The 14,930-nt window shown below is 44.6% G+C and carries 13 protein-coding genes and 2 pseudogenes; 1 reads left to right on the forward strand and 14 read right to left on the reverse strand.

What is annotated here, in order from left to right; translation table 11 throughout:
• Positions 1–104 precede the first annotated feature (104 nt).
• The 3 genes and pseudogenes from KUA49_RS09360 to KUA49_RS09370 form a co-directional block, all read right to left on the reverse strand.
• Positions 105–626, reverse strand: a complete 522-nt coding sequence (locus KUA49_RS09360) for a phosphoribosyltransferase (RefSeq protein ID WP_218413455.1) — start codon at positions 624–626, stop codon at positions 105–107.
• Complete coding sequence (locus KUA49_RS09365) at positions 623–1,156, reverse strand: glycoside hydrolase family protein (RefSeq protein WP_218413456.1); 534 nt, start codon at positions 1,154–1,156, stop codon at positions 623–625. The genes KUA49_RS09360 and KUA49_RS09365 overlap by 4 nt, the downstream gene beginning before the upstream one ends.
• Positions 1,153–3,105: pseudogene (locus KUA49_RS09370) on the reverse strand (type IV secretory system conjugative DNA transfer family protein); the annotation flags it as partial. The gene KUA49_RS09365 and the pseudogene KUA49_RS09370, both read right to left, overlap by 4 nt.
• Positions 3,106–3,243: 138 nt before the next feature.
• On the opposite strand from KUA49_RS09370, the gene KUA49_RS09375 reads away from it, so the two are divergent.
• A complete protein-coding gene (locus KUA49_RS09375) occupies positions 3,244–4,932 on the forward strand; it encodes a transposase (protein ID WP_218413636.1) in 1,689 nt (562 codons plus the stop codon).
• A gap of 204 nt (positions 4,933–5,136) precedes the next feature.
• Here the strand turns inward: KUA49_RS09375 and KUA49_RS09380 are convergent.
• The 11 genes and pseudogenes from KUA49_RS09380 to KUA49_RS09430 all read right to left on the reverse strand — a co-directional run.
• Positions 5,137–5,373 (reverse strand): annotated as a pseudogene (locus tag KUA49_RS09380) (type IV secretory system conjugative DNA transfer family protein); the annotation flags it as partial.
• Positions 5,374–5,409: 36 nt separating this feature from the next.
• The gene (locus KUA49_RS09385; protein ID WP_218413406.1) at positions 5,410–6,057 is read right to left on the reverse strand and encodes a DUF1566 domain-containing protein; all 648 of its coding nucleotides are present in this window, start codon (positions 6,055–6,057) and stop codon (positions 5,410–5,412) included.
• 5 nt (positions 6,058–6,062) lie between these two features.
• Complete coding sequence (locus KUA49_RS09390; protein ID WP_218413407.1) at positions 6,063–6,578, reverse strand: hypothetical protein; 516 nt, start codon at positions 6,576–6,578, stop codon at positions 6,063–6,065.
• Between the two features lie 4 nt (positions 6,579–6,582).
• On the reverse strand, positions 6,583–7,434 hold the full coding sequence (traN, locus tag KUA49_RS09395; protein ID WP_218413408.1) for a conjugative transposon protein TraN: 852 nt from the start codon (positions 7,432–7,434) through the stop codon (positions 6,583–6,585).
• Between the two features lie 17 nt (positions 7,435–7,451).
• Positions 7,452–8,651, reverse strand: coding sequence for a conjugative transposon protein TraM (traM, locus tag KUA49_RS09400; RefSeq protein ID WP_218413409.1), 1,200 nt, complete (start codon positions 8,649–8,651; stop codon positions 7,452–7,454).
• Positions 8,629–9,051 carry a hypothetical protein gene (locus KUA49_RS09405; protein WP_118191483.1) on the reverse strand — a complete coding sequence of 141 codons (423 nt, stop codon included), beginning with the start codon at positions 9,049–9,051 and terminating at the stop codon, positions 8,629–8,631. The genes traM and KUA49_RS09405 overlap by 23 nt, the downstream gene beginning before the upstream one ends.
• A 1-nt stretch (position 9,052) precedes the next feature.
• Entirely contained in the window at positions 9,053–9,667 is a 615-nt protein-coding gene (gene traK / locus KUA49_RS09410) for a conjugative transposon protein TraK (protein WP_215652309.1), read from the reverse strand.
• Between the two features lie 28 nt (positions 9,668–9,695).
• A complete protein-coding gene (locus tag KUA49_RS09415; protein ID WP_153094915.1) occupies positions 9,696–10,826 on the reverse strand; it encodes a hypothetical protein in 1,131 nt (376 codons plus the stop codon).
• 3 nt (positions 10,827–10,829) lie between these two features.
• The gene (locus KUA49_RS09420) at positions 10,830–11,609 is read right to left on the reverse strand and encodes a DUF5045 domain-containing protein (RefSeq protein WP_218413410.1); all 780 of its coding nucleotides are present in this window, start codon (positions 11,607–11,609) and stop codon (positions 10,830–10,832) included.
• Between the two features lie 25 nt (positions 11,610–11,634).
• On the reverse strand, positions 11,635–12,378 hold the full coding sequence (locus tag KUA49_RS09425; protein ID WP_218413411.1) for a hypothetical protein: 744 nt from the start codon (positions 12,376–12,378) through the stop codon (positions 11,635–11,637).
• Positions 12,356–14,917, reverse strand: a complete 2,562-nt coding sequence (locus tag KUA49_RS09430; protein WP_218413412.1) for a hypothetical protein — start codon at positions 14,915–14,917, stop codon at positions 12,356–12,358. The genes KUA49_RS09425 and KUA49_RS09430 overlap by 23 nt, the downstream gene beginning before the upstream one ends.
• Between the last annotated feature and the right edge of the window lie 13 nt (positions 14,918–14,930).

Here is a 14,930-nt window from a genome sequence, read left to right on the forward strand (position 1 = left end):
TCGTAACTTTTAGCACAATCCTTACAATGATAGATTGTTGCAGTTGCGATTGGCTTTATTTGTTTCTTTCTTGGTTTGGGCATAAATCAATCTTTATAATTGTGTTATCGACGAAGACTTCTGGTTTCTTCTCTTTGTAGAAGAGTATCGCTCATAGCAAATGATGCAACTGTTCCACAGCCAAGTGTTCTGATAGCTGCCTTAGCGGTATTGCCTGTATCTACAACATTGTCAATGAGATAAGGCGTACGATTCGAGGGTAAGTCTTTATGTCTGTAGAACCCCATATCTTCGGCTGAAAGCGTCTGGCCTCTTTTCTTGGCATCATATTGTGAGCCTCGCTCTATGCCACGGAGGGCTTCAACGATAGGGAGGTGAGTATATGACGAGATAGCTTTTGCCAACTGCATGGTCTGTTCGGCTTTGCCATGATGTCCTGGGATTGGAACGAGAACCGCATTTTGTGGTATCACCTTTGCTATCTGACGTGCAGCATAGTCTATTGCATCATTGTCTCCATCTTTCAGTTTATGAGCTACCCACCGGTTGATACCATCATAGTATCTACCAGTGGATAGGAATGTAATACCGTCTGAAACTGTTTTGATTGGTTCGTTCTCTGTCATGGAGTAAATAATAACATGAGTTCTGCATATCGTCTGCGCTCAATGGAAGGGATTCGTTTCCCTTGCCAATGGCAATGATTCACATAATCGTCTCTGATGTTCCGGTTGCCAACTTCGAGTTTCTTTATAACAGAACTTTTCGGGTATTTGCCCTTATATCCTGTCACCTTGTATGGTCCGATGTTATAGGCCAAAGTGGCAAGGAGTAGGGAGTCCTGACCATAGGAACGAAACATAGCACATAACTCTCTGAGGTCTTTACGAAGAAGTTGCTCTGCTTCATATGTTGACATATTAGCAGAGTAACGCTCTCCTGGTCTGAGCTTATGTCCATAACCTACATACGGATAGTCCTTAGCTCGGTGCATACCTTCATAGAACCTGATGCAGCATACCGCACGCTCGAAAGGTGGCAACTCGAATATGGAAGTCGGTGTTGATGCCAGTCGCTCTGTCGGCATTCGAGCCTGGACATTCGCAACCAGACACAATGATATAAGCAGGAATAATATTATCTTTCTGAAAGTCATTTTATCTTGAATTTGTTTATCTCGTCAATCATATTCTTGACATCGAGGTTTACACTCACGAAATTCTGATATAGGATTCGTTCCTTGGCATCCTTGGATGGAAAGGTGTAGAACTTCGGTATCTTATAGTTAGCATAGTCTGCTTCTTCCTCTGCAATCTTCTTCATATCGAAGTCCGTCTTGCAATAGAACTTAGAGGTCTGGAACTCTGCCGACTCCTGGATATTCATGCTGTCACCTCGTCCGGTCTTTGTCTTTATGAAGTCACGAGCAGACTGACCGCATATCCAACCAGTAGGCATGTCTGAGATTTTACTTGCAGGAACAAGGCTATCCATGTTCTCATTGAGATTGATGGAAGTCTTATCACGGTCAATAGTCACACCTTTCTTTAACTGAACTACCTTGCCGAATATGTCGTTGGAGAGCCATTCCAAAGTCTCTTTTGCTCTTGCTGAACCACTCACCACATTACCTACAGTTGTAATAACCTTCTGCATACCCACCTTTCCGTAGTCAGATTCAAGCTGTGGCAACTCCTGAAAACCCAGAGCCACGCTAACCTTGTTGCTTCGGGCTGTACCGATAAGTCGGTCAATCTTGTGGAAGTAGAGCGTAGGCAACTCGTCCACGATGATGCTGACAGGGATATTCTTGCCTTGGCCAGTATTGACACGGGTGACGAGACGGTTCAGAATCAAAGCATTCAACGCACCAATGATACTTTCCATCTCTGGGTCGTTGGCTATGAGCAGATATGACGGATTCTTAGGATCAGACACCTTCAGGTCAAAATCATCACCATCCTTATGGAATATCCAATATGACTCCTTGGTAGCCAATCGAGAGGTATAGACACGGAGCGTACCTATCATACCTTCCAACTGTTCCATAGCCTTATTCTTCATGGCAGTCTGGAAAGGACCGAGGAGAGGAGCAACCTCTGGATCTGTTTCCAAAACCTCAAAGATTGTCTGGTAATCGAGATTAAGGAAAGAAAGGATATGTGGCATGTCACTGTACTTGCCCAACCAATACTCTGGTTCCACCTCTCTGCCGGTATGGTTGAAGACTCTGCCTGTAGGTTTCGGACGATGAGTCTTTGGTTCTGTTGTCATCTCTGCAATAAGAGGATTGCCGTTCTTGTCGTATGGCACCTTCTTGTAGTTGACAAAGAAATAGATACAAGCTGCCAGGAAGTTGACCGCTGATGTCTGGAAAAACTGGTCGCTACCGCCACCACCTTCCTTCTTGCCTTTCTGCAGAGACTCCAACAGAGTTTCTGCCGTTTCACTAGCAGCAGCAAGGTTGCCGATGTATTTTTGCTGAATAGGATTCACACGTCTGGAGTATTCCACATCCACAAAGTTGATGATGTTGAACTTGCATCCATGTGGCACCTTCCCGGCCTTCTGGTTTATCTTATAGTGATAATACAGCTTCTGCGCAAGCGTCGGAAACTTATAATCATAGACAACCATAGCAAAACCCTTGGCACTATGCTGGCGGATGAACGGCTCGATGATGGAGAAAGTCTTACCGGAACCAGGAGTACCAACTACCCATGTTCCTCGGAAAGGATTCACGATATTCACCCAACCTTTGCGGAACTTGCCCTTGTAGTAATAGCGCATCGGGATGTTTACGCTATACTTGTTCTCCTGCAGTTCCTGGCATTGCTCAAAAGACTCGTTCTCGAAGTTGAAACGGTCTTTGAGCAATCCTTCCTTCAGGAACTTGGAGATATTGTCAAGGGCAACATGGATGCAGATGGTACCAAGAATAGAGGCAGCCATGTAGAGCCAGATGTTCAGACTGATGGTATAGAACCTCATATCCATACGATGACCGAAAAGCCATATAGACAGTATGGTAACGAACAGTCCACTCACCAACGGATAGAACACTTGACGACGAGCATCAAACTCCAAGTGTTTCTTGTTTCGGGTGAGGCCGTCCGAAAACTTAATTAGGGAAGCAAACAACTGAATTGGGCATTTTTCTTTTGCTCTTTATAGTTAATTAACCTCGTATCTTCTTGATTCTCAATTATTTTATGTATCTTTGTAGTAAAAAACAAGAAAGATATGGCATATAAAAAAGGACAAGATAGACGACAGAGGGTTCTTTTCCCTGATTGCATTGACGAGTATGTAGAGGCTGACGCCCCTGTTCGCTTGTTTGATGCTTTTGTCGATAATCTCAAAATGGATGAACTGGGATTCGTCCGCAGTACTCCTGCAGAGACAGGTACTCCTGGATATGATCCTCGCGATCTCCTCAAACTCTATATTTATGGTTACTTCTATCAGGTACGTTCCTCTCGCAAACTTGCTCGTGAGTGCAAGTGTAACGTAGAGGTAATGTGGCTGCTCAACAAGCTGACTCCTGACTTTCGTACAATCTCCGATTTCCGCAAGGACAACAAGAAGGCTATTACTAAAGTTTTTAAAGAGTTCAACAAGTTTTGTATGGGACTGAAGCTCTTTTCCAAGTCGTACATCTCTATTGATGGAAGCAAGTTTAAGGCTGTAAATGCTAAAGACAACAACCTTACTCTAAGCAAACTCGATGACCGAATCAAGCGTCTTGATGAACATATTTCAATCTATATGGAAGAACTTGAAGCATACGATCATGAGGAAGGACGCAGGCTCTCTAAAGATGAGTTGCAACGTAAGCTTGATGTTTGCAAGGAGCGCAAGGAACGCTATGAGGGATACCGTGATACACTTGAGAAAAGTGGTGAAAGCCAGATTTCCTTAACCGATCCTGATTCCCGACTAATGAAAGCCAACGAAGGCTTTTGTGTCGGTTATAATGTGCAAACTGCAGTTGATGCGGAGAGCCATATGATAGCAGGCTTCCTGGTAACCAACAGTCCAACAGACCATGGTCAGCTTACAAGCGTAGCATCTGAGGTGAAAGCCGATTATGGTGTTGACGTTCTTGAATCAACTGCAGACAAGGGGTACGAGTGTCCCGAGGATCATGCAGATGCATTGGCTAATGGTATCGTACCAAATGTCATCCAACGTGATGGCAGCTGCACGGAGCAGGTTCAGTTTGACTATAACGAAGCTACCATAACTGACGAACAAAAGTCAAGTACTAATCCAGAAGATTTGAAGGCATGTCTTGAAGCTGCAGTCATACCGGAAGCCTACAAGGATTTTTTAACCGATGCACAGATTGTAGAGGTCAAGGAGTACACTTCTGATGTAGCAGAGTCTGCTGTACTGAAGATGACTCCCGGGCAGATGCGTGCCAAGGCTCTTGAAGGATACTTCGTGAGGGATGCCGAACGCAATCTTGTCTATTGTCCGCAAGGAGAAATCCTGAGGCAAAAGTCTATCAAAAGAAACGGTATGATCCGCTACTGCAACAAGCTTGCATGTAAAAAATGCAAGTGCAAGTGTACCATCCAGAAGTTCAAGGAGGCAGACTTCAACAAAGACACCTTGATAAAGGCAACCGAAGCAAAACGCAAGCAACTCAAAGAAGAGAATAAGGACAAGCCAAAACCTCCAAGAATGAAGATCGTGAAGAAGGGTGTCCGTTACGTTTTACATCTAGATCAGAACAAGATGGACAATCGCAAATGCCTCTCCGAGCATCCTTTTGGAACCATGAAGCGAGCACTTGGGCAATACTACTTTTTACTGAAAGGCAAACTGAAAGTAACTGCTGAGATGGGTCTCTTTTGCCTATCTTATAACCTTCGTCGTGCCATATCTCTCAAAGGTGTACCTGCTTTGATTGCTTCTCTTGGATAATGACCTGTAGGGATCAATACCATCGAAAAACACGCTCTATTAGTGTTCATATCGGCCATTTTAAGCCCTTATGACGAATTGTTTAACATAAACTAAAATTTTAAGATGAAAAAAGATATGCCCTTAGAGGGGCTTAGGTGGAGTCGTGATAGCGGTTCTGCCCTCTATGATACACCCCAAAACGGCCGTTCTCGGACGGGCTGGGGTGCCAATGCAAGTGATACAGATAAGCACGATGGTAGCAATCTTGCTCCATACGAGGTTGCCATCCATATAGATAAACCACCTCTTTGCACGGCTATGAATGTCACAAACAATGCCACCCCAATAGTCTAGCAACGCAGGATCTATCGCATACTCAAAGAACTCCACTATCAATGATAAGTATATCAGACAGCGGAATATCTTATACATGGTCTGTAATTCTTTTGTTTCCTCCATGAAACCTTATTCTTGTATTATAGTGAATATTTAATGCTAATTATATAAAGTGATGATTGGACGGACTTTATGTTCTTGCGTCTTTGGTGTTTCTTGAAGTGCCCCTGAAGCTAAAGAGTATAGCCAGGCTTTGGCTGTTTCCTGGTCTTTAACCTCTGTCGAAGTCCAATACCAACACTCATCCGGATTGTCTGGAATCACATCGCCTCCGCACTTGCGAATATACGTATTTACCGCACTGCGTGCTTGATACAAGAGTTTTATCTGAGCAACGGAAGGGATGTAGGCACTCTGACCATATTGCCACATGTCAAAGACTGCTGAAGCTGTAGGCGAAGTGCCAGTGGAATACATAGCATGCGTATTTACATTACCATCAAATGCAGCAATGTCAGCTGATGTGTTATGCTTCATTCCGAGAGAGTCAGAATAGGCAAACGGCTCAATATCCTTTAGATAGACAGCATAGCCTGTTCCTTGTATGTCCTCGTTCTGATTCACATAGAACACCACAGCAATAGGAGTCTTGTTTTGGGACTTAACTTCCTCGAATCTTACGACTTTGCCATCTGTACAGAGGATGTCGCAGGTCTTCATTGCCGTATCAGGAAAGTCTCGATGCTCATCGCATGAGGCAAATGCTACTGCCATGAGAGTAGCACAAATGATATTTAGTATCTTCATTGTTGCTATTTCTTTAATGTGGGTATCTTGAATCCTATCACGATGCCAGTGCGAAACAAGTCTTCCCGTTTGGGAAGAGTGAGATCACATTTGGCTTGAACAAACAATCCCCACCCATGACGTAGGGCAAAATTATGCTCGTAACCTACATGCAAGCCACCGACAAACTTATCTGTGTCACTGCCAGCACTTGCGCCAATTCGGAGGTTTCCGTAGTTGTTCCTGCCTCTTGCCACACAGGGTTTGTAGGCAGCGCCTATTCCCCATGTACGGTAGTTATTCCAGAAAGACTCAGGACAGACGTGTCCACATGATGCGCATTCATCCCATTTGATGTAACCGTTGATGAAGTACTCCCAAGAGTTGTGGTAGCGTGTTTCATGTTCCCATGAGATTGTGGCATCCAAGCCTGTCTGATATAAGGCTCCTGCACCAACGGATATTCGGTCGCTATGGCTCTGGGCAAATGATGAGACTGAAACGCACAGTCCCATCATCAATGACAATATGTATTTCTTCATCGTCTTATTCCTCCATCATTAAGTATGAGTTGAATGAGTCGGCATACAGAACATCTTCGTAGTCTATATCCAGACTGATAGTTCTTCCGCTAATCTGCTTCTCTGAAATCTCAATAGTCAGCACCTTGTCGTTAGGGAATGTCATCTTTTTCAGGACGAGAACGTTTCTATAACCATATTTGAAGGTCTTGGACTGGTCAAGCACCATAGCTGGCGTAAGTTCAATCATCTGGGCATTAGTTGCCTTGGAAACCTTCTTGTCATTCAGCTTGATACGCATCTCGTCGATGTCAAAGCGGATATTGGTGCGGTTCTCGATGCTGAAATCAATGAAGAAGTATTCTCCAACAGAGTAGATGTTGTTCAACCTCATGGTCATTCTGTGCTGCTTGGTACTTACGTTGCGTATTCTTGCCGGTGAGTTCCATATCTTTCGGGCATATCTGGTCATATCCTCAGTACTCATTGATACAGAAGGATTATGGTATGGAATCTTCTCAGAGGCAAGAATCTGTTTGTCTGTGACTGCTTCCTGCATTCGTGTAGTGTATATCAGAGCGTACTGGGTTCTGTAACGCTCTGTAACTATCGTCACAATAGCAAGGATGTCACCATCTGCATGTACGGCTGCACCTTCCTTGGGTTTCAAACGGATGGTATTGTTGATTGGCTGGTCGCCGACCACTGCATCTGTAGATATGTCAACGAAGCGGACTGGCTCAGAGGCGGTAATGACTGTTGTGACATTCTCATTGATGGTTAGCTGCTCCATTTCCTGATACGTCTGTTGTGCCATGGATGGGAGAGAGGCTAATGCGCATACTACCAATGCGCAGAATTTCTTGATAGTCTTCATATTCGTATATGTCTTTATTATTTTTCTTTCTGGTTTGAACGTGAATTGATGAGATACACAAAGGTTCCGTATTTCAGCTTGGCTGAGTTCTTCTTGATGGCCTTGCTGATGGCGTTGCTTGTCTTCTGAACGGCATTGGTAACGGCTTGTGCTCCCCAGGATGCCAGATTGCCACCTCCAGTAGATGTACTGTTGGTAAGGGTTGAAGTGTTGCTCAAAGCACCGCTACCAACATCTTTTGTGGTCTCTCTGAACTGGCTGCTTGGTACATATAATCCTTCAAGTCCGTCGGTATCATAGAGCGAAAGGTTTACCTTGACGATGTCATCATCTACCATGATACTCTTGACAGTGCCCTTGACACGCTGTGAACCGAAGCCGCTCATGGTGGCATAGATGTAGGAGCCTTTATGAATGACCGTTTCATTGATGACAATATCATCGAGCAGACGAAGTCGTACTCTTGATCCATCCACCGCCTTGATATTCTCGTCTATGATAGCCTTGATAAGTCCAGCTTCCTTGTCATTGTCACACAGGGTGTTGAAGTAGTCGGAAGTAACCTTGACCTTCTTGACGACCTCATGAGGTTCATCATCGGTCTTCTTCTTTTCCGGAATTTCAACCTTTCCTTCCTTGGCATCGCCCGTTTTGGCAGTTACTTCGGCCTGCATGGATGGGGTAGAGACCTGCTGAGCCTGCATCCTTGCCTGGGCAATGGCTCGATTGAGTTCTTCCATCGCCTCCTGCTCACGCTGTTTGCCACGAGCTAAGCGATCATTTTCTGCAGAATTGTTGCCTTTGGCGATTTCCTGGCCTTTCTGTGCGCTCTCCTGTAGCTGCCTTTGCATCTCAGAGAGCTTCTCGGCTTCCTGGGCTTCGACCAGTTTACGTTCTTCATCTGAGTACTTTGTATCATACTCTTCCTTGGTATCTTCTTCATTGCGTTCAATGTTTCCTACTGCTGAATAATCGTCTATCTTACCGTATGATTTAAGCATGCTCTCATACTTGTTACCAATACCGTCTCCCTTCATCTTGGCATCAGGCAGGTCAGGATTAAGATATTCTGTCGTTGTGAGACCATCAGGAACCTCTGCCTTCTCCGTATGAAAGAGGTCAATGACGAAGTAGCCGACAAACAACAGAGGGAAGTAAATGATAAGCGGTATCATATACTTGGGCTGTTTCCAGTTAATCTTTTTCAATGCGTCCATCGTTTTCTATCTTTTCGTTATTATTCTTTTGATTATCTCTATTCATGGCAGGATGCGTGGTGTAGGCTTTTTCAACAGCTTTCCAGACTTTGCTGTGTCGCAGACGCAACATCTGCTCTTGCCTTTCCGTAGCACTTTGTCTTGACTGTTGATGACTATACACCACTACCATCCTGTAGATGTTCAGACCAAAACAGAAGATTATGAAACCAAATACAAGGTAGAGGAACAACAGTTTATGGTCATTAGCAAACAGTTGTACCTTGGCTGCAAGCACATCAAGCTTCATAGTCTTGGCAAACTTGCGTCCTGCCTTCACCTCATTCTCATATCTCTGACGATATTGAGGATCATCTTTGTCCGGCATCTTTTCACCGATAAACATTTTCTTCCATCCCATATCAATATGTCAGTTTGGTCTTTTGTTCTATATCCTTATTGAGAAGGGTTCTCCAGTTGGTAATCAGCAAACCATGTGGGTTGTTGTCAGTACGGGGAACACGCTTCAAATGACCTGCCGTCACAAGTTCTCTGGTAAGAATGCTTGTGCGTCGCTCAATACGCTGTCTGCCATAGTAGGTGAACTCCATCTTCTCCTTGTCGAACTTAATACTGTCACAGAAGATGCTGAATACGGCACTTGTACCCATGATGTTTGAGTAGAAGCCTTTCTCCTTCAATGTATTGTACTGCGCAAGACCCGTTTCATCGACCAGATACATGGCTTTATCCATTGTGTATTTGATGTACTTGTCATCTGGCGCAAGAGTGAAGAAGTAATGGTGGAACATCTCCACATGGCTCTTTGCTTCCACATCGAGTGTTTCTTCCATGGTGCTACGCTGAACGAGAATAGGAACATTGCCATCCAGCACATACACTTTCTGATGAGCATCCGAAACCATTTGCTTGGCTGTCCAAATGCTGGAGATACAGATGATGATGCAGCCCACAAGGAAGAGTGAGCAGATGATCGTCACCAACTTGATTTTGTTTTCGAGATTCTTTATTACCATACCTTATTATATATGTATTATTTGCTGTTTACATCACTTTGCTAATCATGCCTTGGGTTGAAATCTTGGCTTGCTGTGCCACACCTTCACCGAAGTTTCGGGTAGAGAAAGCTGTATCTCCTTCAGGAATCATCCATGCAGCAAGGTCTGGAACGAGGTTCAGACATTTCAACGCTACAATGCTTGCTGCCATCAGATAACCGGCAGAGAAGAACGAGTTCTGCAGGTATGCTGCCATTGTCTGCTCACTTTCGGTAATGGCTGTAAGGTTCTCTACCTGAATACAGAGCACTATATCAAAGAGTAACAAGACATAAAAGCCCACGAAGTATAGCATTGCTCCATAGAAATGTACCGTGAGATAACGTATCAGCCACTTTGACCAGACTCCTTCCCATTTCGGCAAGAGAGAAAATGCCCATTGTATCGGACCGAATATCGTCAGCATACCCAGGAGTATCTGTTGGCAATAGATGGTTGCCCACCAGCCTATGCGGAAGACTATCAATGCGATGAGCATGATTACCTTGTCTATGCCTACCACTGCACCAGCTGTGAGTGACGTGAACCAGAGCTTTGAAGCATCAGTTTCCATGTTCGTCACTTCATCCACACCTGCCTGTTCCATGGTGGACTCTATCAGGTTTGGATCCGATGTGCCGGAATGGGCTACGTCTGCCTGAGCCTGTAATGAGTTATAAAGAGTGTCTCGTGTATAGATGAGTTCCTGGACTTCTTCAAACTTATCCTCAATCTGTGCGGACTCTGCTTCATACAAGTCGTGGGTGTATGAACCTATGCAGTTAGGGATATAGGAGAGAAAGTCAAGTACACACCAGCTGCTGCCGCTGTTTGTTATGCCGGTATCTGCAGGTGGGTACCACCAACAGAGAATGACACTGACTACAAGAGGCTTGAACAGCTTCATAATGTCTATCGGCTCATGCTTTACCATCATCTTGTAGGCCATACTGCCAGCTACGACTATCGAGAACAGCGCAGCCAGAGCCATACACATCTGCAATATCCACCAAAATGGACCTTGTGAGCCTGTGAACGTGGCATCACAAAGGAACTCGTTGGTCTGGAATATCACATCATCAATCTCCTGTTCGAGGATCTTGATACCGAAATCGGAAAGGATGTTTGAATCTGCCATGTTTTATTGTCTTACTATGTTATTGTCGTCGGAGTCATCAGTTCCTGAGCCTCCGGAGTTATTTCCTATATTCTTTTTGCCTGCTTCACGCCATCGGCTGATTGCTGATGATGCGTGGCTGGCCACATTGGTTCTTCTTTCAAGTCGAGCTGCAAGCAAGGAGGTGGTCTTTCGCTTGTTGCTTAGTTGGATCAGAAATGAGATAAGTGTCTCATTCTGCTTGGTAATGTCATCATAGATGGCAAGATACTGCTGCTTGCGCTGGGCATTGGGCATATAGGCATCCTGCATCTCCTTGATGGCTGTCTTGTACATCTTGTAGTATTCTGTCCATCGTGTTTTGTCTGAAACAGAGCCACCTGCGCTTACTATTCGGTCTATGTTCGCTTGAAAGACCGAGAGCTTGGAGTTGATCTTGTTTCCTTCTGCAAGCCAGGCAATGTCAATCTGCCGGTCTGCAATGTTGAGTGCCTCTATTTCTGCTCGTTGGGTAAGAGATGCTTTGATACTGTCAGCAACATCCACCTGCTGATATGCAGAAACTCCTGCCATGGTTCTGAAAAACTGCTTGTTCTTTTTTGCTGCAGACTTCTGATAGCTGTTGTGTAAGGCATCATAATAGAATGCAGGAGTGAGACCACCGGCACCAATCTCCTGAACCGTAATCTGATTCATCTTGGCTGCATCATGGTTGTAACTCACATAGCCTTGGGCTGATGCGTTAAAGCATAACGTCAAGCCACATAGACAAAGTGCTGTCCGTGAAGAGATTAAATGTTTCATATTCATTGAATTTTTATTTATTATTCTAATAGCCTAAATATCCTGCACCTCTCCATCTTCCGAAGGCATCGCTTATGATTTCCTCCTTGCTCTTGGCACGGTACACCTGCTTTTTCCAATAGCCTATTCTCACTTGGATATATCTCCATGTTTCAAAGTATGCCTTGTTAAGATGCTTGTTGATGTTGTCGAGCGAGTTGTTGATGTTTGTAAGAATGAGAAGCAAGTCTGACGTTGAACATGCGGCTGCTCCAGTAGCATATAGTAGCAAATCACTGACTGACCTATAGAGATTGTCGCCTTCATCTGCAATCTTGGCCAAAGCCTTGGTGTTGATGGTGATGATCAGCGTGTCGGTACTCATGATGTTGCCTCTTTCCAGGCATTTCTTCCTGAAATCATTGAGCATCTTTCTATAGTCACAGACTTTGTCACTCACATTCTCATAGGTACTGTACACATTGAGACTGGTGCGGAGTGACTGATACAGAATGTCAATCACATCAAATGCCCTGGTGTACTTATCCAGTTCCTTGTTGATGTCTCGGAAGCCTAAGTTGGCATCGCCGCTATAGTCATGCAGCAGTTTATTGCTTGCCTCCAAGGTGGAACGCACAAGCAGCAGACTGCGCTGTTGCTTGTGATCTTTGATATAGGCCTCGATAGAAACTGCATCAAAGCCTACCTGAGCTTTTGCTGCTGAAGGTAAAAGGGTCAACAGACAAATGAGTATTGTCAGTATCTTGCTATTCACTGTTGTCTTCTTCATCGTCTTCATATTTTCCGTTATAACTATCTGAATGTCCACTATCGGCTGCATGTCGCAACCATCGTTTCCTGCATTGTTCAATGAGAGTCTGTCTTCTGCCTTGCTCGTCATTCAGTGGGGGAGCAACACTCCTTAAAATGTCTATGATGGAATGCTTGTAATGCATCATCTTCTCCAATGACACCAAATCGGCAAAAATCTTAGTGAGACGGCTGTCTATCTGACGTGCTATTTCCAGGCGGTCACTTGACCAGAGCAGATGATAGGTATCATCCGTATTGTCTGATTCTACGGGGCTACTCTTGGCATATTCAACCGTAGGGTCACAGTCTGGATAGTCACGGGCAATCTCTGCAAGTTTAGCATTTACTTCGGCTGCTTTCTCCTCATCGGTCTTAGCTGGGTCGAGGTTTACTACAGCTACCACTTGCGTATCGCTATATTCCGTGGTCAGAGTCCATGAAATCTGCACGATGGCACGGTGTATCTTGATACCCATGAAGTACTTGGGCTTTCTCGCTATCGAGACTGTTGCCTTGAAAGTGATGACACCATTGATATTAGGCATAGATGCAGTACGGACGAAAGTATTACCTTCCCATGCACCCGAACCATTCCAACTGAGATTATAGGCAGTCTTGCAATCCTGCATGATGGCCGGTATGCGGTAATAATCATCTGTCACGGCATTCTCACCATCAATAGCCTCTTGTTTTGCCTTTTGGTACTGGGCAAGTTTTGATTCGGCAGTACTCTTGTCAGACTTCAATGCTGTAATGCGATCTTTGTTAGCGTTGTACTGTTGACGATACCTCGCAGCATCATTCACATTTGAATTCTTAATTTTTCTAAGAAGTTCCGAATTTTCTGCCTCCAAGTTTGTGATTTCAGACTGGAGAGAAGCTATTTTCCTCTCTGTCTCCGCAATCTTGGAATCAATCTCTGAGGTGTTGACACTTTCATGAGTGACACTTGTGGCCATAGCACACTGCTTGGTGTGACCATTCACGCTACCTCCACAACTCGAACACTTGTATTGGGTCGAAGCTTCACCAAGTTTGGTACCGCCATGGCAGGTAACACTGATGGTTGCAGTTTCACATCCTGCAATCTTCTTGGCATCGGTTGTCTGATAGTATCTCTTTGCATCACTTGAAAGATAGTAGGTGTAACCTTCCTCGTTATCATTGAGTTCTTTCAGTCGTGCATTCAATCCGGCTTTGAATGTGCTCATGTCCATTGTGTAGGAATCAAAGACATCCTCATAAGCAACTTCCTTTTTATACCAGCTCTTTGAAACATGAATCTCGTAAGCATAGGCTTTAGCATATTGACCACTTTTCTTCTTACTGAGAATATAGCCTGACATATAGTAGGTTATACTATAATTGAAGCCGTCGTTTGAGTTGTTATGCTGCTGAACATCACTTCGACTCCAACCTGCGTGGCTTTCTGAGTTTCTCAATGCTGCTTCTCTTTCTGCCATTGTTGGAGTATAGTTTTTGTCCTTTGTGCTGATACGATACCAGTGATCACCTTTGATGATAGCATCATTGTCTGTAGGTGGATAGTAGTCACACAGCTTCACATTACCGGCATCAACCCTATAGATATACCATCGCTGGGTGTAGTATTGTCCCATTCCTTCACGGGCATAGTCTGTTACCCAAGAGGTCAGATTGTAGTTCGATAAAGAGAAGAGATTTGCAATGCTGTCCCTTCCTCCAACAAACTGCAAGAGCGTATTGCCTGCATTTGCAGACAGACTGTTGTAGAGTCCATACACATTTTCTGCAATCTCAATGACGCTGCTTGTCTTATCCATCATCGTACCACTGAAACTACTGTTGCCAAGGATTGAGCCTACAGCATTACCAGCTCCAGCAGAGGCAAGGTTGACTCCCATGGCATACAGGTTGTCTATGTCTTCCTTCAGATTCTCCTTCGTAAAGTTGGAACCGAACCCGGAAAAGTTGTCAAACATCGCTTCCCAATCTACGTTACCCAACTCCGAGAGTTTCAGAATAGCCGCCAATTCCTGGTTGATCTCCAGAAATGCAATATCCTTGAAGGAGAGGGTGCTGTTGGTGACGATTGACTCAAACTGATAGCAGAGAGTCTTGGTCTCTTCACATACCTTATATAAATAGCTTCCCCAGTAGAGAGCATTCTGTGGACTTTTGAGCATCATTCCAGCTACAGTCCATATCTTCGGCATGATCTTGGCCGACACCATGTTGTAGATACGGCGGTAATAGTAGTTCTCCGTCGAACTTGTCCATAGTCCCAGATGGGTGAGGGCTTTACGGTCAAGGAACTTGGATGTGAAGATTCCTGCCGCAGCCACCTCTGCCGCCTGATAGTGTTCACGTATCTTGGCTACCTGCTCGGCATAATACGCCTCAGTAGCTGCCTCTGTTGCAAAAGCGGCTGTCATTGCTTCTACAGTGCGTTTGTCATAGTTTACACTGTAGTACTGTGCCATCGTCGGTACTACGGCACAGAGATAGAGAGTAAGTATTATCAGATAGCGTTTCATTGTTTGAATATTA

The sequence above is a fragment of the Segatella copri genome, from assembly GCF_019249655.2.
Taxonomy (GTDB): Bacteria; Bacteroidota; Bacteroidia; order Bacteroidales; family Bacteroidaceae; genus Prevotella.